Annotated in this window: 24 protein-coding genes; 10 read left to right on the forward strand and 14 right to left on the reverse strand. The window is 59.0% G+C overall.

Annotation, left to right across the window (positions count from 1 at the left end):
- Positions 1-41: 41 nt before the first annotated feature.
- Positions 42-1193 (reverse strand): M14 family metallopeptidase, encoded by a 1152-nt coding sequence (locus ACYZTS_RS15760; RefSeq protein ID WP_461990331.1) that lies wholly within the window; start codon positions 1191-1193, stop codon positions 42-44.
- 485 nt (positions 1194-1678) lie between these two features.
- On the reverse strand, positions 1679-2014 hold the full coding sequence (locus tag ACYZTS_RS15765; protein WP_028620901.1) for a DUF6124 family protein: 336 nt from the start codon (positions 2012-2014) through the stop codon (positions 1679-1681).
- A gap of 130 nt (positions 2015-2144) precedes the next feature.
- Here ACYZTS_RS15765 and ACYZTS_RS15770 point away from each other — a divergent pair, with 130 nt between their 5' ends.
- Positions 2145-2792 (forward strand): LexA family protein, encoded by a 648-nt coding sequence (locus ACYZTS_RS15770; protein WP_028620902.1) that lies wholly within the window; start codon positions 2145-2147, stop codon positions 2790-2792.
- Between the two features lie 39 nt (positions 2793-2831).
- Here ACYZTS_RS15770 and ACYZTS_RS15775 read toward each other — a convergent pair whose 3' ends face one another.
- From ACYZTS_RS15775 to ACYZTS_RS15790, 4 genes are all read right to left on the reverse strand, one after another.
- The gene (locus ACYZTS_RS15775; protein ID WP_461990333.1) at positions 2832-4781 is read right to left on the reverse strand and encodes an acetyl/propionyl/methylcrotonyl-CoA carboxylase subunit alpha; all 1950 of its coding nucleotides are present in this window, start codon (positions 4779-4781) and stop codon (positions 2832-2834) included.
- A complete protein-coding gene (locus ACYZTS_RS15780; protein ID WP_028620904.1) occupies positions 4781-5590 on the reverse strand; it encodes a gamma-carboxygeranoyl-CoA hydratase in 810 nt (269 codons plus the stop codon). The genes ACYZTS_RS15775 and ACYZTS_RS15780 overlap by 1 nt, the downstream gene beginning before the upstream one ends.
- 124 nt (positions 5591-5714) lie before the next feature.
- Positions 5715-7322 (reverse strand): carboxyl transferase domain-containing protein, encoded by a 1608-nt coding sequence (locus tag ACYZTS_RS15785; protein ID WP_461990335.1) that lies wholly within the window; start codon positions 7320-7322, stop codon positions 5715-5717.
- Between the two features lie 13 nt (positions 7323-7335).
- The gene (locus tag ACYZTS_RS15790; RefSeq protein ID WP_461990337.1) at positions 7336-8499 is read right to left on the reverse strand and encodes an isovaleryl-CoA dehydrogenase; all 1164 of its coding nucleotides are present in this window, start codon (positions 8497-8499) and stop codon (positions 7336-7338) included.
- 247 nt (positions 8500-8746) lie between these two features.
- Here ACYZTS_RS15790 and ACYZTS_RS15795 point away from each other — a divergent pair, with 247 nt between their 5' ends.
- The gene (locus tag ACYZTS_RS15795) at positions 8747-10444 is read left to right on the forward strand and encodes an AMP-binding protein (protein ID WP_461990339.1); all 1698 of its coding nucleotides are present in this window, start codon (positions 8747-8749) and stop codon (positions 10442-10444) included.
- A 677-nt stretch (positions 10445-11121) separates the two neighbouring features.
- On the opposite strand, the gene ACYZTS_RS15800 is transcribed toward ACYZTS_RS15795, so the two are convergent.
- From ACYZTS_RS15800 to ACYZTS_RS15810, 3 genes are all read right to left on the reverse strand, one after another.
- On the reverse strand, positions 11122-12021 hold the full coding sequence (locus ACYZTS_RS15800) for a hydroxymethylglutaryl-CoA lyase (RefSeq protein ID WP_461990340.1): 900 nt from the start codon (positions 12019-12021) through the stop codon (positions 11122-11124).
- Between the two features lie 159 nt (positions 12022-12180).
- Positions 12181-12579: a MerR family transcriptional regulator gene (locus ACYZTS_RS15805; RefSeq protein ID WP_028620909.1), complete on the reverse strand. Its 399-nt coding sequence runs from the start codon at positions 12577-12579 to the stop codon at positions 12181-12183.
- A 175-nt stretch (positions 12580-12754) separates the two neighbouring features.
- A complete protein-coding gene (locus ACYZTS_RS15810; RefSeq protein WP_028620910.1) occupies positions 12755-13684 on the reverse strand; it encodes a LysR family transcriptional regulator in 930 nt (309 codons plus the stop codon).
- A 165-nt stretch (positions 13685-13849) separates the two neighbouring features.
- Here ACYZTS_RS15810 and ACYZTS_RS15815 point away from each other — a divergent pair, with 165 nt between their 5' ends.
- Positions 13850-15079 (forward strand): acyl-CoA dehydrogenase, encoded by a 1230-nt coding sequence (locus tag ACYZTS_RS15815; RefSeq protein WP_461990341.1) that lies wholly within the window; start codon positions 13850-13852, stop codon positions 15077-15079.
- A gap of 68 nt (positions 15080-15147) precedes the next feature.
- On the opposite strand, the gene ACYZTS_RS15820 is transcribed toward ACYZTS_RS15815, so the two are convergent.
- A complete protein-coding gene (locus tag ACYZTS_RS15820; protein ID WP_461990342.1) occupies positions 15148-15969 on the reverse strand; it encodes a TatD family hydrolase in 822 nt (273 codons plus the stop codon).
- 233 nt (positions 15970-16202) lie between these two features.
- Here ACYZTS_RS15820 and ACYZTS_RS15825 point away from each other — a divergent pair, with 233 nt between their 5' ends.
- The 3 genes from ACYZTS_RS15825 to ACYZTS_RS15835 all read left to right on the forward strand — a co-directional run bounded on the left by ACYZTS_RS15825 (position 16203) and on the right by ACYZTS_RS15835 (position 18784).
- A complete protein-coding gene (locus ACYZTS_RS15825; protein WP_461990344.1) occupies positions 16203-17624 on the forward strand; it encodes an MltF family protein in 1422 nt (473 codons plus the stop codon).
- 105 nt (positions 17625-17729) lie between these two features.
- A complete protein-coding gene (locus tag ACYZTS_RS15830; protein WP_028620914.1) occupies positions 17730-18164 on the forward strand; it encodes a DoxX family protein in 435 nt (144 codons plus the stop codon).
- Positions 18165-18475: 311 nt separating this feature from the next.
- Positions 18476-18784, forward strand: coding sequence for a class I SAM-dependent methyltransferase (locus tag ACYZTS_RS15835; protein WP_461990346.1), 309 nt, complete (start codon positions 18476-18478; stop codon positions 18782-18784).
- A gap of 3 nt (positions 18785-18787) precedes the next feature.
- Here ACYZTS_RS15835 and greB read toward each other — a convergent pair whose 3' ends face one another.
- From greB to ACYZTS_RS15850, 3 genes are read right to left on the reverse strand one after another with little or no spacing between them, the layout of a single operon-like run.
- The gene (gene greB / locus ACYZTS_RS15840) at positions 18788-19285 is read right to left on the reverse strand and encodes a transcription elongation factor GreB (RefSeq protein WP_028619975.1); all 498 of its coding nucleotides are present in this window, start codon (positions 19283-19285) and stop codon (positions 18788-18790) included.
- A 34-nt stretch (positions 19286-19319) separates the two neighbouring features.
- Positions 19320-21824, reverse strand: coding sequence for an ABC transporter permease (locus ACYZTS_RS15845; RefSeq protein WP_461990348.1), 2505 nt, complete (start codon positions 21822-21824; stop codon positions 19320-19322).
- Positions 21824-22507 (reverse strand): ABC transporter ATP-binding protein, encoded by a 684-nt coding sequence (locus tag ACYZTS_RS15850; RefSeq protein ID WP_461990350.1) that lies wholly within the window; start codon positions 22505-22507, stop codon positions 21824-21826. The genes ACYZTS_RS15845 and ACYZTS_RS15850 overlap by 1 nt, the downstream gene beginning before the upstream one ends.
- A 10-nt stretch (positions 22508-22517) precedes the next feature.
- Between ACYZTS_RS15850 and ACYZTS_RS15855 the strand changes: the two genes are divergently transcribed.
- The 3 genes from ACYZTS_RS15855 to ACYZTS_RS15865 all read left to right on the forward strand — a co-directional run bounded on the left by ACYZTS_RS15855 (position 22518) and on the right by ACYZTS_RS15865 (position 24668).
- Positions 22518-23123 carry an arylesterase gene (locus tag ACYZTS_RS15855; RefSeq protein WP_461990352.1) on the forward strand — a complete coding sequence of 202 codons (606 nt, stop codon included), beginning with the start codon at positions 22518-22520 and terminating at the stop codon, positions 23121-23123.
- A gap of 56 nt (positions 23124-23179) precedes the next feature.
- Positions 23180-23473, forward strand: a complete 294-nt coding sequence (locus ACYZTS_RS15860; RefSeq protein ID WP_028619979.1) for a hypothetical protein — start codon at positions 23180-23182, stop codon at positions 23471-23473.
- A gap of 223 nt (positions 23474-23696) precedes the next feature.
- Positions 23697-24668 carry a L,D-transpeptidase family protein gene (locus ACYZTS_RS15865; RefSeq protein ID WP_461990354.1) on the forward strand — a complete coding sequence of 324 codons (972 nt, stop codon included), beginning with the start codon at positions 23697-23699 and terminating at the stop codon, positions 24666-24668.
- Positions 24669-24792: 124 nt separating this feature from the next.
- Here the strand turns inward: ACYZTS_RS15865 and oprI are convergent, their stop codons facing one another.
- Positions 24793-25044, reverse strand: coding sequence for an outer membrane lipoprotei OprI (oprI, locus tag ACYZTS_RS15870; protein ID WP_003183784.1), 252 nt, complete (start codon positions 25042-25044; stop codon positions 24793-24795).
- A 635-nt stretch (positions 25045-25679) separates the two neighbouring features.
- On the opposite strand from oprI, the gene ACYZTS_RS15875 reads away from it, so the two are divergent.
- Positions 25680-25967 carry a GNAT family N-acetyltransferase gene (locus ACYZTS_RS15875; protein WP_461990358.1) on the forward strand — a complete coding sequence of 96 codons (288 nt, stop codon included), beginning with the start codon at positions 25680-25682 and terminating at the stop codon, positions 25965-25967.
- Positions 25968-25995: the final 28 nt, after the last annotated feature.

The following is a 25995-nucleotide window of genomic DNA, read 5'->3' on the forward strand; positions in this document are numbered from 1 at the left end:
CGCGTAAAAGCTGACGCAGCCTGCGATCGTTTGATCTTCGCTCAGCGCAAGCTATCGATCATCTCGGCCACGGTCGTCAACACGTCCTTGCCCAACTGCTTCGAACGCTTGCCGGACCAGCCTGTCAGCGGGTCAGGCTTGTCGTTGTTGTCCTTGAAAGGCATCTCCAGGGTCAGTGACAGGCAGTCGAATTTTTCGCCGACGCTGTTGCAGGCCAGGGTCATATTGGCTCTGCCGGGCAGGTCGCGGGTGTAGCCGTATTTGGTCTGGAAGTCCTTGGTCAGGTGCTTCAGATGGCTACGGAAATGTTCTTCGAGTTTTTCCAGACGCGGCGTATAACCTGGGTTGCCTTCACAACCGGCCGTGAAGACGTAGGGGATTTCTTCATCGCCGTGAACGTCGAGGAACAGGTCAACGCCGTACTTCTCCATTTGCGTCTGAGCGAACAGGACTTCCGGACTGATTTCCTGGCTGGCGCTCTGCCAGGCCCGGTTAAGGTCCTGGCCCATGGCGTTAGTGCGCAGGTGGCCATGGAAGGCGCCGTCCGGGTTCATGTTCGGCACCAGGTACAGGTCGGCGCTGGCGAGCAGTTTTTGCATGACCGGATCATCGTGCTTTTCCAGGCGTTCGATCACGCCTTCCATGAACCACTCCGCCATGTGCTCGCCCGGGTGTTGTTGCGCAATCATCCAGACTTTGCGCTGGCCTTCAGCGCCAGTGCCTTTGCGCAAAAGCTGGATGTCGCGACCTTCTACACTCTTGCCGGTGGCCAGCAATTGCGCGCCGGCCTTGGTCAGCGCCTGCTCGATGAGCCAGTCGTGGCGACCGCGGCTGTAGGGTTCGAAATACGCAAACCAGGCGTGGGTGGCGGTGGCCTCGAGGCTGAAACGCAGGCAGTCGCCTTCGAAAATGGTCGGCACCCGGAACCAGTTGACGTGATCGTAAGACGCGACCGCCTGGTAACCCTCCCAGGCTTTGTTATAGGAAGACTGACTGGCGTTGTTCAAACGAAACCAGTGCTCCTGACCTACATGGAGGCCGCTGGCTTTGAAATGAAACCACTGGAAATGCTTGCTGCGAGTATCGGGCCGGATGGCGAGCAATGCCTGCAGCGGGTTGCTGATATCCAGCACTTCGATATTGCCGCTGTCAAAATTTGCGCTGATGCCGAAAGAGGATTTAGCCACGGTCATAATCGGTTCCTGAATATGATTTTTATGGCTGCTACTTTACACGCTGGGAAGGGGGGAATCGGCAGAAAATGCGCAGTAAGACGGGGGCGTCCTCCCTGACGCCGCCGCAGCTTGGAGACCCCTTGATTGATTCTCAAGTGCTATTTTTGATTAGTTTTGACCAATGTTGACGGGCCTGTCTCGCTAACGAATGTTCTTTTGCTATCATCCGCGCCATCGAATTTGCAGCACCCCAAGACTTCATTAGCCTGAAGGTAAAAGCCAGAATAACTGGCAAAAAAAGACCCGGCAAAAAGCCGGGTCAAAAACCGTGATTAGCCTGATGAGGAGATCGTTCAGGAGACCGACCTAAGGTCTCTTGGACAATCGACTGATCTCGCGACCAGCTGCATGCAATAATAATCATTCTCGTTTGCAAGTCAAATTATTTTATCCCCGGTACAGGCGCCTTGCGTTTCGGCGCCCCTCAGAAACTCCCTTCAGCTTTACTTGTTGCCTTGCAAAGAACGGTCGACCATCGCTTTCGCCATGTCGATCATGTGCACCGTCGAGAAAGCCAGATCCCGGTTGACGCCCTGCAGATGGCTAGCCGATTCATAAGCAATGGCGGCGGCACAACGCAGCAGATCGGTTGCATGCACCAGGGCTTCTTCACTGCTGATATTGCGATTGACGTCGAAAAAACGGTCCTCAACAGCCTCTTCTGAAACAGCCGGTTTCAAGTAATAGTCCAGCGCGCGCTGTGCGGCCGCAGAGCCTTTTGCAGAAGTGAGAGAGGTGTCGATGGGCACATCTGTCGCGTCATTACTGGGGATAGTGATGGTCATGGTCCTACTCCTTGTAAGGTTGAAATCCGTGATCCAATCTTAGTACAGCCTGTATTTGTTACGAGCATTTAACTACTACAATGTGTGTTTTGCAGCCGGGAGTCTCCCACGTATCGTGCCGCCCATGGATAAATGGATAGAGTTGGTCAAAGCCAAGATGAGTGAGATGAAAATCACTCAAGAGGTACTCGCCGATCGCTTGGGCATGTCTCAGGGCGGCATCGGTCACTGGCTGAATAAACGTCGCGAACCCGGTATCGATGACATGAATCGAGTACTCCGCGCGCTTGGGATGGATTTTCTCGAAGTGGCGCTGGTCATCAGGGAGCCGGACCCTGCCGCTGATGACAGTCAGGATCTCGTGCAGAAGTACAACCCTTATTTCCGATACCCGGTGAGTGACTGGCGAGGAACCAGCGAGGTTCGCGATGGCGAGCGAACGGTGTACCGCACGCCGCAATTCGAATTGACGGATTACCACGCCCAGGGCGCAGCGTTCTGGCTCCGGGTGGTGGGCGATGCGATGACCGCACCCAGCGGCCTCAGTATTTGCGAAGGCATGATGATTCTGGTCGATCCCGACATCGTCCCCGAACCGGGAAAAATGCTGATCGTGCAGTGGCCGGACAGTAGCGAGGCGACTTTCCGCAAGCTGATCGAAGAGGGCGGGCAGCGTTACCTGGTGCCGCTCAATCCCACCTATCCGAAAGCCCTGTTCACCGACACGTGCAATATCATCGGCGTGGTGGTTCAGGCGACCGCCCGATTCTAGTCAGACCGGTCCTGCGCGAAGGCAGGACCGATTTTCTTTTCACGCCTCTTCCAGTTCAACCAGCGCGGCGCCTTCGCTGACCATTTCGCCTTCCTCGCAATACAGCGCCTTGATGACTCCGGCGTGCGGCGCGCGAATGCTGTGCTCCATCTTCATGGCTTCCAGCACCACCAGTTGCGCGCCGGCTTCAACCGTTTGCCCGGCCTCAACGAGCACCCGCACGATGCTGCCGTTCATCGGTGCGGTCAGCCCGCCCTGATGACTGTGACTGGCTTCGACGGCGCTAATAGGATCATAGGATTCGATGCGGCGCAGCTCACCTTGCCACTGCAAATAGACAACGCCATCGCGACGAATAGCCCGATGTTTGCGGCGCAAACCGTTGTGCTCGGTGGACAGATGCTCGCCGTTGAGATGCGCCGAAGTGGCATCGCCCAACGTCAGCGCCCGATCCTGGCCTTCACACATCAAATGCAGGCTCGTCTCGTTCGGCAGCCCTGCCCGAAAACCGTTGCTGATCGCCCACGGTGAAGCAGGATCATCGACACGGGGAATGCTCGGCTGGCTTTGGGCAAACGCTTGAGCGGCGGCTTGCCAGAATTCATCACTGAGGGGCGCAGGTATCGGCAGCAATTGCTCGTGATAACGCGGGATGAACCCGGTATCCAGCTCCGCAGCGGCAAAGGCCGGATGAGCGATGATGCGCCGCAGAAAATTGATGTTGGTCTTGAGCCCGCCAATCGCAAATTCATCGAGCATGCTCAACAAACGCAGGCGCGCCTGCTCACGATCCTCGCCCCAGGCAATCAGCTTGCCGAGCATCGGGTCGTAGAACGGCGAGACCTCGTCACCTTCTTGAACACCGCTGTCGACCCGACGTCCCGGACCTGGCGCTGATTCGCGATACAACTCGAGACGCCCCGTCGCAGGCAGGAAATCATTGCCCGGGTCTTCGGCATACAAGCGCACTTCGATGGCGTGGCCAAGCAGCGGAACCTGCTCCTGTGTCATTGGCAGCGCTTCACCCCGCGCCACGCGGATTTGCCAGGCCACCAGGTCAAGTCCGGTGATGGCTTCAGTGACCGGATGTTCGACTTGCAGGCGCGTGTTCATCTCCATGAAGAAGAACTCGCCGCGCGCATCCAGCAAAAACTCGACGGTACCGGCGCCGACATAGCCAATGGCTTGCGCCGAACGCACGGCGGCTTCACCCATCGCCCGACGCAGTTCCGGGCTCAACCCGGGTGCCGGGGCTTCTTCGACGACTTTCTGGTGACGCCGCTGGATCGAGCAATCGCGCTCGTTGAGGTACAGGCAGTTGCCGTGCTGGTCAGCGAAAATCTGGATCTCGACGTGGCGCGGTTTCAGCAGGTATTTCTCCACCAGCATGCGCGAGTCGCCAAACGAAGACTGGGCTTCGCGTTGAGCCGAGGCGAGGGCTTCGGCCAGTTGGGTGACTTCCTCGACGACTTTCATCCCTTTGCCGCCGCCCCCGGCCGTGGCCTTGAGCAGCACCGGGTAACCGATGCGTTCGCAGGCATCGCGGAAAGTGTCGAGGTCCTGGGCTTCGCCGTGATAACCGGGCACCAGCGGCACGCCGGCGGTTTCCATCAAGGCTTTGGCGGCGGATTTGCTGCCCATGGCGTCAATGGCGGAGGCCGGCGGGCCTAGGAAGATCAAGCCGGCAGATTCGATGGCGCGGGCGAACCCGGCGTTCTCCGACAGGAAGCCGTAGCCGGGATGGATCGCCTGGGCGCCGCTGGCCTTGGCCGCGGCGATCAGCTTGTCGATTTGCAGGTAGCTGTCGGCGGCCTTACTGCCACCGAGGTCAACGCGGATATCCGCTTCGCGGCTGTGCCGGGCATCTCGGTCGGTCGCGCTGTGCACGGCCACGGTGGTCAGGCCCAACGCTTTAGCGGTGCGCATCACTCGGCAAGCGATTTCGCCGCGGTTGGCCACCAGCAAAGTGGTGATGACAGGTGCGCTCATCAACGCGGCTCCTTGGTTGCGGCATGCCAGTTAGGCGGACGTTTTTGCAGAAAGGCCCGCAGACCCTCCTGGCCTTCGGGGCTGACGCGGATACGGGCGATCGCATTCTCTGTGTAGCGGCGCAGCGCCGGCGTCAGTGCGCCGTTCCCCACTTCGCGCAGCAGGTCCTTGCTGACGCGCATGGCGGCGGGGCTGTTGAGCAACAGGTTGTCGATCCATTGCTCGACACTCTGCTCCAGTTCGATGGTGGGATAACTCTCCGACAACAAGCCGATTTCCCGCGCCCGTTGTCCGCCAAATCGCTCAGCCGTCAGCGCATAACGGCGCGCCGCCCGTTCGCCAATGGCCTGTACCACGAACGGGCTGATCACCGCAGGGGCCAGGCCGATGCGCACTTCCGACAGGCAGAACTGCGCGTCATCGGCACCAATCGCCATGTCGCAGCAACTGATCAAACCCAGTGCGCCGCCGAATGCAGCTCCTTGCACCACGGCGAGGGTAGGGATTTTCAGTTTGGCGAGGTTGTACATCAACTCTGCCAGTTCCCGCGCGTCATCGAGGTTGGTGTGGTAATCGAGTTCGGCCGATTGCTGCATCCACGCCAGATCGGCGCCAGCGCTGAAATGTTTGCCACGCCCTCGCACCAGTAAAAAACGCAGACTGGCGTCGCTCGACACCTTGTCCAGCGCGAGGATCAGTTCGCGGATCATCTCGGCGTTGAAGGCGTTGTTCTTTTCTTCACGGCTGAGCCACAGGGTCGCAAAACCCCGCGGGTCGTTCAGCAGTTCGATGGTATTGAAGTCGCTCATATTCGTCCGTCTCCACAACTCATGTGGGAGCGGGCTTGCTCGCGAAAGCGATGGCGGTTTCACGATTGCTTCGCAACCGACCGGGAGCAAGCTCCCTCGCCACACAAGCCCGCCCCACAGAAAATCACATCCGGAACACGCCGAAGCGGCTCGGTTCGATTGGCGCATTCAGCGATGCGGACAGGGCCAGCGCCAATATGTCGCGGGTCTGTGCCGGGTCGATGACACCGTCATCCCAAAGCCGGGCGCTGGAGTAGTAGGGGTGACCCTGCTCTTCGTACTGATCGAGAATCGGTTGCTTGATCTCGGCTTCCTGTTCGGCGCTGAAGCCCTGACCACTGCGCTCAGCCTGCTCGCGCTTGACTTGCACCAACACACCGGCCGCTTGTTCGGCGCCCATGACGCCGATGCGCGCGTTCGGCCACATCCACAGAAAACGCGGATCGTAAGCTCGTCCGCACATGCCATAGTTCCCGGCACCGAAACTGCCGCCAATGATCACGGTGAATTTCGGCACCTTGGCGCACGCCACGGCAGTCACCAGTTTTGCGCCGTGCTTGGCAATGCCGCCGGCCTCGTATTTCTGGCCGACCATGAAGCCGGTGATGTTTTGCAGGAACAGCAGAGGAATACCGCGCTGGCAGGCCAGTTCGATGAAATGCGCGCCTTTTTGCGCGGCCTCGGCGAAGAGGATGCCGTTGTTGGCGAGGATGGCAATCGGATACCCGTGAAGGTGGGAAAAACCGCACACCAGCGTAGTCCCGAACAGCGCCTTGAACTCATCAAACACAGACCCGTCTACAAGGCGCGCAATCACTTCACGCACATCGAACGGTTGCTTGGCATCGGACGAAACCACACCGTACAACTCGTCGCTGGCGTAAAGCGGGGCGATCGGTGCGCGTTGCTGGACTTCGCCGAGCTTGCGCCAGTTGAGATTGGCGATGCTGCGCCGGGCAATGGCGAGAGCGTGTTCGTCGCTCTCGGCATAATGGTCCGCGACCCCGGAAATCTTGCAGTGTACATCGGCACCGCCGAGGTCCTCAGCGCTGACTACTTCACCGGTCGCCGCTTTCACCAACGGCGGGCCTGCGAGGAATATGGTCGCCTGCTGGCGCACCATGATCGCCTCGTCGGCCATCGCCGGCACGTAAGCCCCGCCGGCGGTGCACGAGCCCATGACCACGGCGATTTGCGGAATGCCCATGGCGCTCATGTTGGCCTGGTTGAAGAAAATCCGCCCGAAGTGTTCTCGGTCCGGAAATACTTCATCCTGCCGCGGCAGATTGGCGCCGCCCGAATCCACCAGATAAATGCAAGGCAGGCGATTCTGCTGGGCGATGGTCTGTGCGCGCAGGTGTTTTTTCACGGTTAATGGATAATACGAGCCACCTTTGACCGTGGCATCGTTGGCGACAATCATGCACTCAATGCCTTCGACTCGACCGATCCCGGCTATGACGCCCGCGGCCGGCACGTCTTCGCCGTACACCTCGTAGGCGGCGAGTTGGCTGATCTCGAGGAACGGTGAGCCCGGATCGAGCAACCGATTGATGCGCTCGCGAGGCAGCAGTTTGCCTCGGGACGTGTGCCGTTCTTGCGCTTTCGCGCCGCCACCTTGCTGCACTTTGGCGAGCAGGGTGTGCAGAGCGCCGACCTGTTCGAGCATCGCCGCACTGTTGCTGGCGAACTCCGCTGAACGCGGGTTGAGCTGGGTATGCAGGATAGCCATGGACAGCTCCGTTTCAGCGAGTTTCGTTAAACAGTTCGCGGCCGATCAGCATGCGACGGATCTCACTGGTGCCGGCGCCGATTTCGTACAGCTTGGCGTCACGCAGCAGACGACCCGCCGGGAATTCGTTGATGTAACCGTTACCACCAAGAATCTGGATCGCGTCGAGGGCCATTTGCGTGGCGCGTTCGGCGCTGTAGAGGATCACGCCCGCGGCGTCCTTGCGAGTGGTTTCACCGCGTTCGCAGGCTTGGGCAACCGCGTAGAGGTAGGCGCGGCTGGCGTTGAGCTGGGTGTACATGTCGGCGACTTTGCCCTGGATCAGCTGGAACTCGCCGATGCTCTGACCGAACTGCTTGCGGTCGTGAATGTACGGCACGATCAGGTCCATGCACGCTTGCATGATCCCGGTCGGGCCACCGGAAAGCACGACGCGCTCGTAATCGAGTCCGCTCATGAGCACTTTCACGCCACCGTTGAGCACGCCAAGAATGTTTTCCTCCGGCACTTCAACGTCGTCGAAAAACAGCTCGCAAGTGTTCGAGCCGCGCATGCCGAGCTTGTCGAATTTGTTGCTGCGGCTGAAGCCTTTCCAGTCGCGCTCGACGATAAACGCGGTGATACCGTGCGGGCCTTTTTCCAGATCGGTTTTGGCGTAGATCACATAAGTGCTGGCGTCAGGGCCGTTGGTGATCCAGGTTTTGCTGCCATTGAGCACGTAGTGGTCGCCGCGTTTGTCGGCACGCAGTTTCATTGAAACTACGTCTGAGCCGGCATTCGGCTCGCTCATGGCCAGCGCACCGACGTGCTCGCCGCTGATCAGCTTGGGCAGGTATTTGGATTTCTGATCGTGGTTGCCGTTGCGGTTGATCTGGTTGACGCAGAGGTTGGAATGCGCGCCGTAGGACAGCGCGACCGAGGCCGAGCCCCGGCTGATTTCTTCCATCGCCACCACATGCGCCAGGTAACCCAGGCCTGCGCCGCCGTACTCTTCCGGCACGGTGACACCGAGCAGGCCCATGTCGCCGAATTTGCGCCACAGATCGGCAGGGAACAGGTTGTCGATGTCGATTTGAGCAGCGCGCGGGGCGATCTCTTTGGCGACGAAGGACTGAACCTGATCGCGCAACATGTCGATGGTTTCACCGAGGGCGAAGTTCAGGGATGGGTAGCTCATGGGGCACCTTTTGGCTTTTTTGTAGGGTGGAGAGAGGATGATTCAGTTCTCACCTTTACGTTAACGTAAGCCTGCGACGAATGACTGTCAATCACCCTTTACGTTAACGTTAACTTGAGTGATTCTTTAGGCGCACAGCCTGCTAGCGAAGGATGCAACTATAAGAGGCGTCAGCTCGATAAGCGCGCCGCTGTTTGTTGCGGACAAGCCAGTTCGCTCTTATAAAAACAACAGGGGACGTCACGTCATGGATCAGCCCGGCGCAAAATCGCAACGCAGCTATACCCGTGGTTCTCAGGACAAACCGCTACTGGCGATGACCATCGGCCAGGCGTTCGATAACACGGTCACGCAGTATCCCGACGGTGAGGCGCTGGTCGTGCGGCATCAGCAGCTGCGTTACACCTGGCAGCAACTTTCCGACGCTGTTGACCTTCACGCCCGGGCTCTACTGGCGCTGGGTCTGCAAACCGGCGACCGTCTCGGCATCTGGGCACCGAATTGTGCGCAGTGGTGCATCAGTCAGTTCGCCAGTGCGAAACTCGGCGTGATTCTGGTCAACATCAATCCGGCTTACCGCAGTTCCGAGCTTGAGTACGCGCTGAAGCAATCGGGCTGCCACTGGTTGGTCTGCGCCGGTGCTTTCAAAACCTCGGATTACCACGCGATGTTGCAGGGATTGGTGCCTGAGCTGGCAGAGCAGTCGATCGGGCATTTACGCAGCGAGCGCCTAGCGGATCTGCGCGGCGTGATCAGCCTTGATTCGCAGCCACCTTCGGGTTTCCTGCCGTGGTCGCAGCTGGCCGACCTCGGGCTCAGCGTTTCACCACAACAGTTGCGCGAGCGCCAGGACAGTCTGCACTTCGACCAACCGGTGAACATTCAGTACACCTCTGGCACCACGGGTTTCCCCAAGGGCGCGACCCTCAGTCATTACAACATTCTCAACAACGGCTACATGGTCGGCGAAAGCCTCGGCCTGACCGCGAGCGATCGTCTGGTCATTCCTGTGCCGCTGTATCACTGCTTCGGCATGGTCATGGGCAATCTGGGTTGCATCACCCATGGCAGCACCATGATTTATCCCAATGATGCATTCGATCCACAACTGACGCTGGCCACTGTCGCCGAAGAAAAAGCCACCGCGCTCTACGGCGTACCGACCATGTTCATTGCCTTGCTCGATCAGCCGCAGCGTGCCGAATTTGACCTGTCGAGCCTGCGCACCGGGATCATGGCCGGCGCAACCTGTCCGATCGAGGTGATGCGCCGGGTCATCGGCGAATTGCACATGAGCGAAGTACAGATTGCCTACGGCATGACGGAAACCAGTCCGGTGTCCTTGCAGACCGGGCCGTCAGACGAGCTGGAAGTGCGCGTCACCACCGTCGGCCGCACTCAGCCGCAACTGGAAAGCAAGATCATCGACGAAGCGGGTAACCCGGTGCCGCGCGGCACCATCGGCGAACTGTGCACCCGCGGTTACAGCGTCATGCTCGGCTATTGGAACAATCCGCAGGGCACCGCCGACGCCATCGACCCGGCCGGCTGGATGCACACCGGCGATCTGGCGAGCATGAACGATGAAGGCTACGTGTGCATCGCCGGGCGCAACAAGGACGTGATCATCCGCGGCGGTGAGAATATTTACCCGCGGGAGCTGGAGGAGTTCTTTTTTACCCATCCGGCGGTGGCGGACGTGCAGGTGATCGGGATTCCGTGCTCGCGTTATGGCGAAGAAATTGTTGCCTGGATCAAGTTTCATCCGGGGCACAGCGCCAGCGAGCTAGAACTGCAAACCTGGTGCAAGGAGCGCATCGCCCACTTCAAGACACCGCGGCATTTCAAGTTCGTCGAGGAATTTCCGATGACCGTGACCGGCAAAATTCAGAAATTCCGCATGCGCGAGATCAGTATCGAGGAGCTGCGCGAAGAGCCGTTATGACAAATTCTCCCCTTGTGGGAGCCAGCCTGCTGGCGATAGCGGTGGTTCAGATACGCGAATGTTGATGGACACTCCGCAATCGCCAGCAGGCTGACTCCCAAAGAGGTGGTGAGCAAATCCGAATCGCAGAAAGCACAAAGGGGAGCCGAGGCTCCCCTTTAATTTGTCGTTGCGTGCTCTTTTTTTATTATTGAGGGGCGGTCTTTTGTTGTTTTTGGAAACCGTGACCCTTTACCGCTGTTTTTATCGATCCCCATCCGGGATCAAGAGCAAACGTATTTTTTTGAGCGCTGATCTACTTTTTCGCTGAGCGATCCAACCAGTACTGGAGCTACCTGAAGGTAGTTTTATTATTCTCTGTCCGGTTGCGGGTTACTCCGAAAAGCACCCTGAAAAGCACATCCTCTCCAAAAAAATCTGTTAGCTGCGTCTCTGCCGTGTTGTTCTTGTTATATCAGAGTCGTTTCGTCTTATTTTTATTGGTTTGCTGCTTTTTATTCTTGTTATGCCATAGAGATAGCAGAAGCCGTGCCAACTTTATAAAATCCTTTTAATTCAAAGGCTTGAGTTTTTTTGGGAATTTTACGTCAGGTGAAATCCGACAATTTGTTTCCGTGTTACTCGCTTGTCCCCCACATTTCGGAGCGCGCGGTAACACCTTGGTCACATCAGTCTGCTCACTGCGCGCTCCGTACCTTGGCCACGCGCGAACCGGTCGGGCGACCCAGCACGGTGCAGATCTGCTGACCCGCCAGAATCAAGGCGTCCAGATCAATTCCGGTATCGATGCCCAAGCCATTCAACAGGTACACCACGTCTTCGGTTGCAACGTTACCGCTGGCGCCTTTTGCGTAGGGACAGCCGCCGAGACCGGCGATGGAACTGTCGAACACCGAGATGCCTTCGAGCAGGCTGGCATAGATATTGGCCATCGCCTGGCCATAGGTGTCGTGGAAATGCCCGGCCAGTTTCTCACGAGGCACATCGGCCGATACCACTTCAAACATCGTACGGGTAGCGCCCGCGGTGCCAGTACCAATGGTGTCGCCAAGAGAGACCTCGTAGCAGCCCATCGCATACAGCTCCCGGGCGACACGGGCGACTTGCTCGGGCTTGACGTCGCCCTCGTACGGGCAACCCAGTACGCAGGACACATAACCGCGCACCTTCACGCCGTGCTGCCGGGCAGCGTCCATGATCGGCTCGAAGCGCTGCAGGCTCTCGCTGATCGAGCAATTGATGTTGCGCTGGGAGAACGCTTCCGAAGCGGCAGCAAACACCGCGACTTCCTTGACCCCGGCGGCAATCGCGTCTTCGAAACCGCGCAGGTTCGGCGCGAGGGCGGCATAGGTCACCCCCGGCTGGCGCTGGATCTGCGCGAAGACGTCAGCGGAACCGGCCATTTGCGGCACCCATTTGGGCGATACGAAACTGCCGACTTCTATATAGCCCAGGCCGGCAGCCGTCAGCGCATTAACCAGTTGTACTTTGTCGGTGACGCTGATCGGTTGAGCTTCGTTTTGCAGCCCGTCGCGGGGGCCGACTTCGACCAGGCGTACGTGGGAGGGTAGGGGCATGGGAATCGACCTGTGCTGATTGACTGAGTGCACTGAAGACCTGTGGGAGCGGGCTTGCTTGCGAAGCGGTGTATCCGCCAACATTTTTGTTGAATGTGAGTCCGCATTCGTCGGAATGCCGCCCAGACCAAGCCCGCTCCCACAGGAGACAGCGTGAACCTACTGAATTGATTGACTCTTGATTGTCTGTTCCAGCGCCTGAGTGCAGCGCTCCTGCGCGGTATCAAGTTCCAGCTTCATCTGTTCAATGTCGAGCATCTGTTGCTCCAGCTGATCCCGGCGCTCGGCTATTTTGGTCAGCATGGTTTGCAGCTGTTTCTGATTGCCGCCGGTGGGGTCGTAGAGTTCGATCAGCTCGCGGCATTCGGCCAGCGAAAAGCCGATGCGCTTGCCGCGCAGGATCAGCTTCAGACTGACTTTGTCCCGTGGCGAATAAATCCGTTCCTGGCCGCGCCGCTCCGGGCTGAGCAGGCCTTGCTCTTCGTAAAAACGAATCGCCCGAGTGGTGATGTCGAGCTCGCGGGCGAGGTCGGAGATGCTGTAGGTCTGGCTGCTCATGGAAGCGCTCGGAAAGGTCATGGCGCTAAGCTAATGGCAGGTTGACGTTTACGTCAAGGGGCGCGGTTCTGTGGTGTTGCCACTGGCCTCATCGCGAGCAGGCTCGCTCCCACATTATCTGCATTCGTTCGATAGGAATTTGAACGAATGTGGGAGCGAGCCTGGGTTACGGCTCCTACACCTTATCGAGCTTCTTCTCATGCGCCGTGACTTGCTGGCACAGCTCGATCATCTGCTCGCGCATCCAGCGGTTAGCCGGGTCCTGATCGGTGCTTTCGTGCCAGTAAAGGTGGGTTTCCACGGGCGGCACGTCATTCACAGGCAGGCTGAACGCGTGCAGATCGTTGCGCCGGGCAAAACGCTCCGGCACGGTCATGACCATGTCGGTCTGCTGCAACACTTGTGAAGCCATCAGGTAATGCTGGGAGCGCAGGGCGATCTTGCGTTGAATGCCCATTTTGCCCAACGCCAGGTCAACGTGACCGAGGCCACTGCGGCGACTGGAAATATGAATGTGGGTCAGCGCCAGGTAATCATCCAGCGTCAATTTCTCTTTGCCGGCCAGTGGATGGCCCTTGCGCATGGCGCACACGTAGCGATCTTCCATCAACTTGACGTGGCGCACTTGTGGGTCGGTGTTGAGCGGTGCATCCACCGCGAAGTCGAGACGACCGGCCGCCAGTTCCTTGGTGGTTTCGCGACGCTTGGACAGAAAACTTTCGATGATCACCGTCGGTGCCAGGCGGCGCAGGCGCTGGAACAGCGGCGGCAGGATCACGGCTTCGGTAAGGTCGGTCATGCTGATGCGATACGTCTTGACTGCCTGCAGCGGGTTGAAGATGCGGCTTTCCTGCACGGAAACCCGCAGCAGCGACAGGGCGTTACGCACCGGGCCGATGATGTTCTGCGCCATCGGTGTCGGCACCATGCCCTGGGCGGTGCGCACGAACAATGGATCGTTGAATGTCTCGCGCAGGCGGGCCAGAGCGTTCGAGACCGCCGGTTGAGTGATGCCGACAATCTGCCCCGCGCGGGTCAGGTTGGCTTCGGTGTAGATCGCGTCGAAGACGATGAAAAGGTTGAGGTCGACCTTGCTCAGATTCATTGCGCGGCACTCTTATTGTTGGGTCTCGATCAGCCGATCATATATCGGTGATGAATGTTAATACACGCCGAGAATAGGCTAGGTAAATTTTCGTTGCTGTTCTAGCATCGATTGCATGATCTGAACAACTCTTCTGAAACCTCACTTTGAAAGGTAGAGCTGCCCATGGATTTCGCTTATTCGCCCAAGGTGCAAGAACTGCGTGAGCGCGTGACCGCGTTCATGGACACCTACGTTTACCCCGCCGAAGCCGTGTTCGAGCGCCAGGTTGCCGAGGGCGATCGCTGGCAGCCGACGGCAATCATGGAGGAGCTCAAACTCAAGGCCAAGGCCGAAGGGCTGTGGAATTTGTTTCTGCCTGAGTCGCAACTCGGCGCCGGCCTGACCAACCTTGAATACGCCCCACTGGCGGAAATCATGGGCCGTTCGTTGCTCGGGCCTGAGCCGTTCAACTGTTCCGCACCGGACACCGGCAACATGGAAGTCCTGGTGCGCTATGCCAACGAAGAACAGAAACAACGCTGGCTCGAGCCGCTACTGCGCGGCGAAATTCGCTCGGCATTCGCCATGACTGAACCGGACGTCGCGTCATCGGACGCTACCAACATGGCCGCTCGAGCCGTGCGTGATGGCGATGAGTGGGTGATCAACGGCAAAAAATGGTGGACGTCGGGCGCTTGCGATCCGCGCTGCAAGATCATGATTTTCATGGGGCTGAGCAATCCCGACGCACCGCGTCACGCTCAGCACTCGATGATCCTGGTGCCGGTGGATACCCCCGGCGTGAAGATTGTCCGTCCGCTGCCGGTGTTCGGTTACGACGATGCGCCTCACGGTCATGCTGAAGTGCTGTTCGAAAATGTCCGCGTGCCGTACGAAAACGTCCTGTTGGGTGAAGGGCGCGGCTTTGAAATCGCTCAGGGGCGCCTCGGGCCAGGCCGGATTCACCACTGCATGCGCTCGATCGGCATGGCGGAGCGTGCGCTGGAGTTGATGTGCAAGCGCTCGGTCAACCGGACGGCTTTTGGCAAACCGTTGGCGCGCCTCGGCGGCAACATCGACAAGATTGCCGACTCTCGGATGGAGATCGACATGGCACGCCTGCTCACGTTGAAAGCGGCTTACATGATGGACACCGTCGGCAACAAGATCGCCAAGAGTGAAATCGCACAGATCAAAGTGGTCGCACCGAATGTGGCCCTGCGGGTGATCGACCGTGCGATCCAGATGCATGGCGGGGCAGGGGTGTCCAACGACTTCCCGCTGGCCTATATGTACGCGATGCAACGCACGCTGCGCCTGGCCGATGGCCCGGACGAAGTTCACCGCGCAGCGATCGGCAAATTTGAAATCGGCAAATACGTGCCGAAGGAAATGCTGCGCAGCGGTCAGTAACTTTGGTTAAGCGCCATTTGTAGCAGCTGGCGGAGCCTGCGTCGATCTCGGCAATCCTTCGCCAGATGCTACAAAATTTGTGCTACATCCAAAGATGGCATCCCAAAAAAAGCCCGGGCGCACGCGGTTGTGTGCGCCGCCAGCTCTACTTCACTTTCCCCTCGATGCACTGCCACTTCCCGCAACACTTCAGTCAGATACGCCGGCTCGTTTCGGCCGTTTTTTGGCTTGGGCCGCAAGCTGCGTGGCAACAGGTAAGGCGCGTCACTTTCCAGCATCAACCGTCCGCGTTTGATCTCCTTCACCAACGGATGCAGATGAGTGCCACGACGTTCGTCACAAATCCAGCCGGTGATGCCGATGTGCAAGTCCTGGTCGAGGTAACTGAACAGCGCCTTTTTTTCGCCGGTGAAGCAATGCACCACGGCGGCAGGTAGCTGGTCGCGATAATCGCGGAGGATTTCCAGCAAGCGCTGACTGGCGTCGCGTTCATGAAGGAAGACCGGCATTTGCAGTTCGACCGCCATCGCCAGATGTTCTTCGAGGACTTTTTCCTGTTGCGGACGAGGCGAGAAATCACGATTGAAATCCAGCCCGCATTCACCCACGGCGAGCACTCGTGGCTCCGTGAGCAAACTGCGCAGACGCTGAGCGCTGTCTGCGTTCCAGTCGCTGGCGGAATGTGGATGAAGGCCAGCGGTGGCAAACAATCGCAGCGCCGTGTCATCCAGCTGTTGGCACAGCTCCAGTGCCTGCTCACTGCCCTCGACACTGGTGCCGGTCAGCACCAGTTGGCAGACGCCGGCCGCATAGGCGCGATCGAGCACAGCCTGATGTTTGTCGGCAAAACCGGGGTTGGTCAGGTTGACGCCAATATCGATGAGTTGCATGGTGCTACCTCGGACCAAAGGCCGGAAAGCATATCAGAGCTGTAGATTTATAAGAAAAGCCAAGAACTACAAAGGGTTGTGACGGTCTGCTAAAGCCGCAATACTGGCCGGATTGGCAAGGTGCCACCACTGTGCCAGTCTTGCGCACTTGCCAGCGCTCAATGCGCTCTGTTTCTGTCGTTCGATTTCCCGGTATTTTTCGGAATCGGCCCAGTATTCTTCCCGGAGAGTGGATGACACGTCCCTCGATTCTGCTACTGCTGTGTTGTTCGCTGCTGCTGCCGATGCCGGCAGTCGCGCGTCTTGCCGGCCCGCTGCAAGCTGTGCCGGCGGCAAAGGTCCGTGATCTCGCGGAGATCCGCAGCAGTCGCGTGTTGCGCGTACTGGTGAATCAGAGCCGCAACAGCTCCGGAGAAGTTCAGGGTCAGGCGATTGGTGTCGAATATCATCGCCTGCGCGCTTTCGAGCAATACCTGAATGGCCACGCTCGTGATGGCCAGGAAATCACCCTCAAGATAATCCCCAAAGCCAAGGATCAATTGCTCGGCGCGTTGCAACGCGGCGAGGGCGACCTGGTTGCGCCTGGCGAACTGCTGGATCTGCAGCCCGGTTATGCGGTGAGTTCAAGCGAACCGGTCGCGCGTAATGTGCCGTTGCTGTTGGTGGGGATCAAAGGTGAGCGACGCTTTACTCGACTGGAGCAGCTTTCCGGCAAAACCCTGGCGTTGCCGACCGGCAGCGCTGCCGGGGACGCCGTCAGTCAAATCAACCAGAAGCTGGCGCTGCACAAACTGCCGCCGGTCAATATCGAATGGGTCGACCCCAGTCTGGCGGTCGAGGATGTGCTGGAAATGGTTCAGGGCGGAATCTTTCACCTGACCATCGTCGAGCAACCCATTGCCGAACGCTGGGGCAAGATTTTGCCGAAGTTGCGTTTCGATCGGCAGGTGGTGATCAGCGATCCGGGTGAGGAATTCTGGTTCGTGCGCCGTGATGCATCAATGCTGCGTGCCAGCATCGATCGTTTTCTGACGGGGTACAAAAAACCTTCGGATCAGGATGTGGCATTTGTGCGCATCTATAGACGCCTGTATCAGGTGCACTATCCGCTGGCGAAAGCGGATCGTAAACGGCTCGAAAGTCTGCGGCCTGTGCTGCAGAAACACGCCGACGCGCAAGGCATGGACTGGCTAAACCTCGCGGCGCTGGCGTTCAAGGAGTCGCGACTGCAACCCAATGCGCGCAGTGGCAGAGGCCCGACGGGTTTGATGCAAATCACACCGTCGGCGGCGCAGCGGGTAGGGGTCAACAATATTCAGAATCTTGATGCCAATGTGCAGGCCGGTGCCAAGTACCTCGCGATGATCCGGCGCAAGTTTTTCGCCAGCCCCAAGCTCAACGAACGCGAGCGTATGGCATTTGTGTTGGCGGCCTACAACATCGGGCCGGAGCGTGTGCAGGCGATGCGTGCCGAGGCGCGGCGACGAGGCCTGAATCCTAATCAGTGGTTCTTCCAGGTCGAGCGCATTGCCATGGAGCAGGTGGGAATGGGACCTGTCAGCTATGTTAATAGCGTGAACAAGTATTACCTGGCGTTCGATCGCGAGCGGGAGTCGCTAGAGCCTCAGGGACAGAAAGTCGTCTCTCGCAAATAATCAGATAAACTGATGGTTATGACGAGATATTTGCGCTTTTGGCATTTATATATTCGATTAAGATGGCGACCAACATTACCCAACTCTCAAAATGGATGACACAGCATGAGCTCAATGATCAATAAGGTTTTGTTTACCCACGCTGGCTACGGCCTGACAGTTTTACGTATTTTCGTCGGCATCATTTTCGCTGCACATGGTGCGCAGAAGCTTTTTGGCGCGTTTGGCGGACACGGTTTGGCAGGCACTGCGCAGTTCATGGAAAGCCTCGGGCTGGCACCGGGCTATCTGATGGCGATGCTGGCCGGTGGTACCGAATTTTTTGGCGGTCTGGCGTTGATTGTCGGCCTGCTGGCTCGCCCTGCGGCATTGGGGCTGACGTTTGTTTCGCTGGTGGCAATTTTCACGGTGCACATCAGCAATGGTTTGTTTATGGCCAACAATGGCTATGAGTTTGCCCTGGCGTTGCTCGGCGGGAGTATTGCGGTGTTGATCGAGGGGGCCGGTAAATTGTCGGTTGATCGGGCCATTGCCGGGTAATGTCGCGAGTGCCGAGGCTGCCTGCGAGCTAGCCTGACCTGGACGGGTGTGCGGTGAAGACAATGGACGCAGAGCCTCCATGACCTCTCACTTCACACCCGTTTTTTATTGCGCGTCATTCTTGACACTGCTCGGTCAGCTTCTCTACGATGTTGCTCATGCGCCGATTTAAACAGCTACTTGCGGGGCGCCAGGTGACTCACAGAGTTGCCGACAGAAGCTTGCAACACAGCTTCGAAATACCGCTAAAGCGCTGGTTCGGTGTTGCCTCTCACCTGCCATGCAGACTTTTGAGGCAGAGACACGACACGATGAATGCACTAAGCCCCGTTGCACGCCCCGCGCCGATCACGGCACATCTCACCCAGCGTAATCCAAAAATCCTGCTTGGCGGCAAGCATCAGCCGACGCTTCTGCGTTACCTCGATGGCTGGCCACGTCGTAACGGCGGGCCTGCTGCTTTTCTGATCCAGTTTGTCGAAGACGGCGAATCACTGGCACGTTTTGCCAGCGACAGTTTCGATCTGGCGGTGATTCAATCACCCAATCTGGAGGACGCGGCTGAAGTCATCAAGCAACTGACACGCGTCGCTCGACAAGGGCTGATTACCCGCCGCTGAGGCTTACGGGTAGTCGATCGCCACGATATACACGCACTGCTCGCCGGTCGGCGTCTGAACGCGGACTTCGGCGTCCAGCGCCTTGCCTATCAGCGCGCGGGCCAGCGGTGAGTCGATGCTGATGAGGCCTTGTTTCAAGTCCAGTTCATCGGGGCCGACGATGCGATAGCGCGATTGTTTGCCGTCCTCGTCTTCAATCGTGACCCAGGCGCCGAAGTAGACCTTGTTCGGATCGCTGGGCTTTTCGCTGACAACCTTCAACGCCTCCAGCCGCTTGGTCAGGAAGCGCACGCGACTGTCGATCTCGCGCAGCATCTTCTTGCCATAGGTGTATTCCGCGTTCTCCGAACGATCGCCCTGAGCCGCGGCCTCGCTGACCGACTGCGTAACCTGCGGTCGGCGCACGTGCCAGAGCTCATGGAACTCGGCCCGCATCCGCGCTTCACCTTCAGGGGTGATCAGCGCGGTGCCGGCGGTGCGGGGAGGGCGATAACGGCTCATGGCGACTTCTTGTGGTTGAGAAGGCTGGAGTCTATCAACCCTCGCGCAGCACTGTCAGCGGGCTGGCGTTCAAAGCGCGTCGCGTGCCGAACACACCGGCGCCGCCGATCAGGATCGCGCCGATCACCGGTAGCACCAGCAGCCACGGGTGCGGATGCCACGGCAGGTCGAAGGCGTAGCGGTACAACACCAGACTCACCAGCTCCGAACCTAGCGCTGCCAGTAGACCACTGACCGCGCCAAGCAAGCCGAACTCGATTCGCCGGGCCTTGACCAGCAACTGCCGCTCAGCCCCCAGCGCTCGCAGCAGCGCGCCCTGGCGGATGCGTTCGTCCAGCGTTGCTTGCAGCCCGGAGAACAGCACGGCCATCCCGGCAGCCAAGACAAACAACAACACGTATTCCACCGCCAAAGTGACCTGGGCGAGGATGCTGCGCAATTGTTCCAGCAACGCCTCGACGCCCAGAATGGTCACGGCCGGAAAGCTGCGCGACAGATCGACGATTTGTTGGTCGTGACCGGCCGCCAGATAGAAACTCGTCAAATAAGTCGCTGGCAAATCCTTCAAGGTGCCGGGCTGGAAAATCATGAAGAAGTTCGGCTGGAAATTGTCCCAGTTGATGTCCCGCAAGCTGGTGACTTTTGCTTCGCGATTGACCCCGCCGACGGTGAACACCATGTGATCGCCGAGCTTGAGCTTGAGGCTTTCGGCAACTTTGCCTTCCACCGAAACACCCGGAACTTCATCAGGCGGTTGCTCGGGCCACCAGTTGCCGGCCGTAAGTTTGTTACCCGCAGGCATATCCGCGGCCCACGTCAGGCTCAGGTCGCGCTGGATCGCTCGATCGCCGGCGGAATCCTTGCTGACGATTTCCTGCACCGGCTCGCCGTTGATGCTGATCAGCCGCCCGGGCACCACCGGGTAGAGCGGTGCCGAGTGCGCCGACAGTTCGATCAGACGGTCGGTGAATGCCTGTTTGTCCGCCGGCAGAATGTTCAGCGCGAAATAGTTGGGTGCATTCTTCGGCAATTGATTTTGCCAAGTGTCCAGCAGCTCGCCGCGCAGCAGAGCGATCAGCGCCATCGACAGCAGGATCAAACCAAAGGCCAGCGACTGGCCCGCCGCCGCCAAGGGATGTCGCAGCAGTTGGCCCAGGCCGAGGCGCCAGGGTAACGAAGCGCGCGCGAGCATTCGGCGCAAGCTCTTCAACAGCAGCAACAGCAAACCGCCCAGTACCAACGCGGCAATCACGCCGCCGCCGAGCAGGGCGAAGGTCAGGACCAGATCGAGGCTCAGGCGCCACATGATCAGGCCGAGCGCGCCCAGTGCTGCGCCGTAGACCATCCAGGTGCTGGACGGAATTGGCAGCATGTCGCGGCGCAATACGCGTAGCGGTGGCACACGACCGAGTGCGGCGAGTGGCGGCAAAGCAAATCCGGCAAGCGCCACCAGCCCGGTGCCGATCCCGGCGATGGCAGGGAACAGGCCGCCCGGTGGCACGTCGGTTGGCAACAGATCATGCAGCAGCGCAAACAGGCCGAGTTGCGCCAGCCAGCCGATCACGGCGCCGCTGATGCTCGCGAGCAGCCCCAGCACCGTCAATTGCAGACTGAACAGCAGCAGGGTTTCCCGCCGCGACAAACCCAGGCAGCGCATCAAGGCACTGGCATCGAATCGTCGTGTGGCAAAGCGCGTCGCCGACAATGCCACCGCCACGCCGGACAGCAAAACAGCCACCAGACTGGCCATGTTCAAGTAACGTTCGGCTTTGCCCAGCGCGCCGCCGATTTGGCGGTTACCGTCGCGGGCATCCTGAATTCGTTGATTCGGTGCCAGGCCGGGAGTGATGGATTGGCGATAGGTTTCCAGCGTCTCGGCTTTGCCGCGCCAGAGTTCGCGATAGCTGACGCGACTACCCGGTTGCACCACGCCTGTCGCTTGCAGGTCGCTGAGGTTGATCAGCACGCGTGGCGTCAGGCTGTAGAAATTGCCCGCGCGGTCGGGTTCATAGGTCAACACGCGCGCCAGTTTCAGGCTGCGCATGCCGACGTCGATGCTGTCGCCGATTTTCAGATCCAGCGCAGTGAGCAGTCGAGCTTCGACCCACGCTTCACCGGGTTCTGGCCCGCCGCCGACTTCTTCCGGCGCGAAGGGCGCCGGGGCACTTTTCAGTTCGCCGCGCAGGGGGTAGACGTCGTCCGCCGCTTTGATGCTCGACAACTGAATGCCGTTATCGGTGGCAATGACGCTGGAAAATTCCACGACCTGCGCGTGCTCGAGCCCCAGTGCGGTGCCGCTACTGATCTGTTCCGGTCGCGCCGGCGAGCTGCCTTCAAGGAGCAGGTCGGCGCCGAGGAATTCGGTGGCGCGCAGCATCATGGCGCCGTTCAGCCGAGCGCCGAAATAACCGATCGCGGTACTCGCGGCCACGGCGACCAGCAGGGCGAAAAACAACACGCGCAACTCACCGGCGCGGGCATCGCGCAGCAATTGGCGGATGGCGATACTGAACAGGCGCAACAGCGGCAGGCGTGCCATCAAGGCTCCAGAGGGGCGACCAGCAGGCCGGCTTCAAGGCGGATCAGGCGCCGGCAGCGATGTGCCAGGCGTTCGTCGTGGGTGACCAGCACCAGGGTCGTGCCGCGCTCTTTGTTCAATTCGAACAGAAGATCGCTGATGCGCTCGCCGGTGTGGCTGTCGAGGTTGCCGGTGGGTTCATCGGCAAACAACACGTCCGGTTCGGCGGCAAACGCCCGGGCAATGGCCACGCGTTGTTGCTCGCCGCCGGAGAGCTGGCGCGGCGAGTGAGTCAGGCGCTGGCCAAGGCCTACCCGTTGCAGCAATTGGGTGGCGCGTTCCCGGGCATCCTTGCGACCGTCCAGTTCCAGCGGCAGCATGACGTTTTCCAGGGCATTGAGGCTGTCCAGCAACTGAAATGACTGGAACACGAATCCCACGTGTTCGGCGCGAATGCGTGCGCGCTGGTCTTCGTCGAGATTGCTCAGTGCCTGGCCGGCGAGGGTGACTTCGCCGCTGCTCGGCAGGTCGAGTCCGGCGAGCAGGCCGAGGAGGGTGGATTTGCCGGAACCGGACGCGCCGACGATAGCCAGGCTATCGCCCTTGTTCAGTTCCAGGCTGAGTTCGTGCAGGATAGTCAGTTCACCTTCCGCGCTGGGAACCACTTTGCTGAGGTTCCTCGCGGTGAGAATGCTTGCGCCCATGGAGAATCCGATGCGAGTGTGGTTTTTGAGTGCTGGCCTGGCCGTGATGTGCATGGCCCAGAACGCAGCGGCGGGTACAGTCCTGATCGTTGGCGATAGTATCAGCGCCGGTTTCGGCCTGGATACCCGCTTGGGGTGGGTGTCATTGCTTGAGCAGCGGCTCAAGCGCGAAGGTTTCGACGATAAGGTGGTCAATGCGTCCATCAGCGGCGACACCAGTGCCGGAGGTCAGGCGCGCCTGCCCGCGCTGCTTGCAGAGCATAAGCCGGAACTGGTGATCCTCGAGTTGGGCGGCAACGATGGCTTGCGCGGGATGCTCCCGACGCAATTGCAACAAAACCTTGCAGCGATGATCGACAGCTCCCGCGCCAGTGGTGCCAAGGTGTTATTGCTCGGCATGCAGCTACCGCCCAATTATGGCGCGCGCTATACCAAGGCTTTTGCCGAGGTCTATCCTGCCTTGGCGGAGGAAAAAAAAGTACCGCTGGTGCCGTTTTTTCTTGAGGGCGTGGGCGGTCATTCGGACTTGATGCAGGCCGACGGCTTGCACCCGGCTGCGGGGGCTCAGGGCAAGTTGCTGGAAAATGTCTGGCCGGCACTGAAACCGCTGCTTTGACGCTTTTCTAGTGACGACGTTTCGGCTAAGGTGGCGCCCCCGATTTGGAGCCCCCGATGCCGCGTCCCGCCTGGTCCCTTTTTGCCTACCAACTGATCGAGCCTGACGAGCAGCTGGACCTGTTCGCCTGTCAGGAAGTGCGGGTGCATCTGGTGACGCGTCAACTCGAGCTCGGCGGCTCAGCGGATCGCACATTATGTGGCAGCCTGTTGCCGGCGCAACCGCGCTGGTCCACCGTCGATCGCCGGGTGTTTCAGGACCAGCGCCTGTGTTCCCTGTGCCGGGCCATTCTCGAGTCGCAAAAACGCGGCACATCGCCGATCTGGCCCGAACTGCGTTTCGAGCTCTAAATCGCCATCGCGAGCAGGCACGCTCCCACATGAGTGGTGGCGAGCACAAACGCCACGTACGGCACTAACCTATGTGGGAGCGCGAAGAGGCTGGCACGGCCAGCCACTTTTCTGGCGCAAACCGCCATGCATCGCCTGCCACGCCCCGGCTTCCCCGAAATAACGGACGTCAGTGTACAATCGCGTTTTTATACCCTTGTCGACCATGCGAAGGATTTTCCGGATGTTGCCGCGTTTTCCTGCCGTCACCCGCTGCCTGACTCTTGCCGCCCTGTGCTTGGCAGGTCCTGCTGCAGCATTGGAGCTGCCCCTGCCGCCACCCGGTGAAGACATCATCGGCCAGGTGCAGGTGATCAAGGCCAAGTACGAAGACACATTTGCCGACCTTGGCACAACCTACGATCTGGGCTATTCGGAAATGGTCGCGGCCAACCCGGGTGTCGATCCGTGGTTGCCGGGCGCAGGCACCGAGATCGTGCTGCCGACGCGCTTCATCCTGCCACCGGGGCCGCGTGAAGGGATCGTCATCAACCTGGCCGAATACCGCCTCTATTATTTCCCAAAGGGTCGGGACGTGGTTTACACCTTCCCGCTGGGCATCGGTCGTGAAGGCTGGGGGTCGCCGATTGCGCACACCAGCATCATTCGCAAGACACCGAACCCGACCTGGACGCCACCTGCGTCGATCAAGGCCGAACACGCCGCCGATGGTGATCCGCTGCCAAACGTGGTGCCAGCCGGCCCGGACAACCCGCTGGGGCCGTTCAAGTTCACCTTGGGCACGCCGGGTTACCTGATCCACGGATCGAACAAGAAATTCGGCATCGGCATGCGCACCAGCCACGGCTGCTTCCGCATGTTCAACAACAACGTGCTGGAAATGGCCGATATGGTCCCCGTCGGTACATCGGTGCGTATCATCAGCGATCCTTACAAGTTCGGTGTAAGCGGCGGCAAGGTTTACCTCGAAGCGCACACGCCGCTGGACGACAAGGGCAACCCTTCAGTGGTCGACAAGCACACCGCTGTGATCAATGCCATGCTCAAGCGTGAGGACATCACCAACAACCTGCGCATGAACTGGGATGTGGTGCGGGACGTGGTGGCTGCTGAAGATGGCCTGCCGGTTGAAATCGGCGTGCCAAGCGATTCGGCTCCGATGGTCTCGAACGCACCGCTCGACCCATTGCAGTAACGCTCGAAAAAAACCCGCCGAGGCTGACTGCTTCGGCGGGTTTTTTATTGCCTGCAGCGAACGTCAGGCAATAAAAAAGCCGACCCAGAAAATGGGTCGGCTTGATAACAATCCCGAAGGACTATTACTTGCGGCTAGCTTTTTCCAGCATGCGCAGAGCACGCTCGTTAGCTTCGTCAGCAGTCTGTTGTGCTTTTTGAGCAGCAGCCAGAGCTTCATCAGCTTTACGGTAAGCTTCGTCTGCACGAGCCTGGGAGCGAGCTGCTGCGTCTTCGGTAGCAGTCAGACGTGCTTCGGTTTCTTTCGATGCGCTGCTGCAACCGGTGGCCAGAACTGCGGCCAGAGCCAGAGCAGAGAATTTCAGAACGTTGTTCATCGTGTTCCCCTTCAAGGACTTTCTATTAAGTAGCTGTCTCCTCAGAGTGAGGAAATAGCCGGCGTACATACTACCCATTACTTGTAGTAAGTAAACTGACGTGAAGCAAGAAGCCAAAAAAATTGTAGGCGTTGATTCTTTTTCGAGCAACTTTTAACTGCACGGTCTAACAAATATCCAGCTACAACCCCCGTACAGAGCGAGTTTGCCGGAGAAAGTTCCTCGCTCATGCGACTGTTTTGCAGTCTTCACTAAAGTCCCCGTATATGCGTTCGTCTACACTTTTGTTCGGATTTTGCGCAGCGCCTCTCATAATCTTTATCCATGTTGAGGTGACTTTAAAAGGGCCTGCTCGTCTTAAGTCTCAACATCCGGCAATGTTCAGGCTGTCGACCTGCAAAGAGCATCGGTCGCGCCGCCTCTGCATCACCCGGAGCAGCACCTGCAAACCTGCACGATGACGAGCGTACCTTGAGCAAAGCTGCCAATGGTGCCTACTATTTCATACGTGCCCGGTTGTGCGAGATGTGCAGCTTTTTCGGTGTCCATTCAGGCACGGGGTGGCGTAGATGTTCCTTCGCCGGAAAAACATCGGTAAGGTAGGGGTCAGAATCCAAGACCCGCGAGGAGTAGTGATGAGCGAGGCGTTGTCCATCCACCATGACCAGGCTGGTCATCAGTTCGAGACCACTGTGGACGGTCATCGTGCCTACCTGACCTACATGGATCTGGGAAAACAGACCCTGGATATCTATCGCACGTTTGTGCCCAATGCGCTGCGTGGCCGCGGCATTGCAGCAGCCCTCACCGAGAAGGCCCTGCAGTACGCCGACGAAATAGGCTACACGGTGATTCCATCGTGCTCTTACGTCGAGCGGTACATGGAGCGTCACCAGCGACATGCTGCCAAGCTGAGCCAGTAATCAGCTGCTGAAAGCGAACATAAAAAAC

This window comes from Pseudomonas sp. TMB3-21, from assembly GCF_054898145.1.

Bases quoted from the DNA above. Each gene is read 5' to 3' on its own strand.
- ACYZTS_RS15760 (WP_461990331.1), bottom strand. From the start codon at position 1,193: ATGACCGTGGCTAAATCCTCTTTCGGCATCAGCGCAAATTTTGACAGC.
- ACYZTS_RS15770 (WP_028620902.1), top strand. From the start codon at position 2,145: ATGGATAAATGGATAGAGTTGGTCAAAGCCAAGATGAGTGAGATGAAA.
- ACYZTS_RS15775 (WP_461990333.1), bottom strand. From the start codon at position 4,781: ATGAGCGCACCTGTCATCACCACTTTGCTGGTGGCCAACCGCGGCGAA.
- ACYZTS_RS15780 (WP_028620904.1), bottom strand. From the start codon at position 5,590: ATGAGCGACTTCAATACCATCGAACTGCTGAACGACCCGCGGGGTTTT.
- ACYZTS_RS15785 (WP_461990335.1), bottom strand. From the start codon at position 7,322: ATGGCTATCCTGCATACCCAGCTCAACCCGCGTTCAGCGGAGTTCGCC.
- ACYZTS_RS15790 (WP_461990337.1), bottom strand. From the start codon at position 8,499: ATGAGCTACCCATCCCTGAACTTCGCCCTCGGTGAAACCATCGACATG.
- ACYZTS_RS15795 (WP_461990339.1), top strand. From the start codon at position 8,747: ATGGATCAGCCCGGCGCAAAATCGCAACGCAGCTATACCCGTGGTTCT.
- ACYZTS_RS15800 (WP_461990340.1), bottom strand. From the start codon at position 12,021: ATGCCCCTACCCTCCCACGTACGCCTGGTCGAAGTCGGCCCCCGCGAC.
- ACYZTS_RS15805 (WP_028620909.1), bottom strand. From the start codon at position 12,579: ATGAGCAGCCAGACCTACAGCATCTCCGACCTCGCCCGCGAGCTCGAC.
- ACYZTS_RS15810 (WP_028620910.1), bottom strand. From the start codon at position 13,684: ATGAATCTGAGCAAGGTCGACCTCAACCTTTTCATCGTCTTCGACGCG.
- ACYZTS_RS15815 (WP_461990341.1), top strand. From the start codon at position 13,850: ATGGATTTCGCTTATTCGCCCAAGGTGCAAGAACTGCGTGAGCGCGTG.
- ACYZTS_RS15820 (WP_461990342.1), bottom strand. From the start codon at position 15,969: ATGCAACTCATCGATATTGGCGTCAACCTGACCAACCCCGGTTTTGCC.
- ACYZTS_RS15825 (WP_461990344.1), top strand. From the start codon at position 16,203: ATGACACGTCCCTCGATTCTGCTACTGCTGTGTTGTTCGCTGCTGCTG.
- ACYZTS_RS15830 (WP_028620914.1), top strand. From the start codon at position 17,730: ATGAGCTCAATGATCAATAAGGTTTTGTTTACCCACGCTGGCTACGGC.
- ACYZTS_RS15835 (WP_461990346.1), top strand. From the start codon at position 18,476: ATGAATGCACTAAGCCCCGTTGCACGCCCCGCGCCGATCACGGCACAT.
- greB (WP_028619975.1), bottom strand. From the start codon at position 19,285: ATGAGCCGTTATCGCCCTCCCCGCACCGCCGGCACCGCGCTGATCACC.
- ACYZTS_RS15845 (WP_461990348.1), bottom strand. From the start codon at position 21,824: ATGGCACGCCTGCCGCTGTTGCGCCTGTTCAGTATCGCCATCCGCCAA.
- ACYZTS_RS15850 (WP_461990350.1), bottom strand. From the start codon at position 22,507: ATGGGCGCAAGCATTCTCACCGCGAGGAACCTCAGCAAAGTGGTTCCC.
- ACYZTS_RS15855 (WP_461990352.1), top strand. From the start codon at position 22,518: ATGCGAGTGTGGTTTTTGAGTGCTGGCCTGGCCGTGATGTGCATGGCC.
- ACYZTS_RS15860 (WP_028619979.1), top strand. From the start codon at position 23,180: ATGCCGCGTCCCGCCTGGTCCCTTTTTGCCTACCAACTGATCGAGCCT.
- ACYZTS_RS15865 (WP_461990354.1), top strand. From the start codon at position 23,697: ATGTTGCCGCGTTTTCCTGCCGTCACCCGCTGCCTGACTCTTGCCGCC.
- oprI (WP_003183784.1), bottom strand. From the start codon at position 25,044: ATGAACAACGTTCTGAAATTCTCTGCTCTGGCTCTGGCCGCAGTTCTG.
- ACYZTS_RS15875 (WP_461990358.1), top strand. From the start codon at position 25,680: ATGAGCGAGGCGTTGTCCATCCACCATGACCAGGCTGGTCATCAGTTC.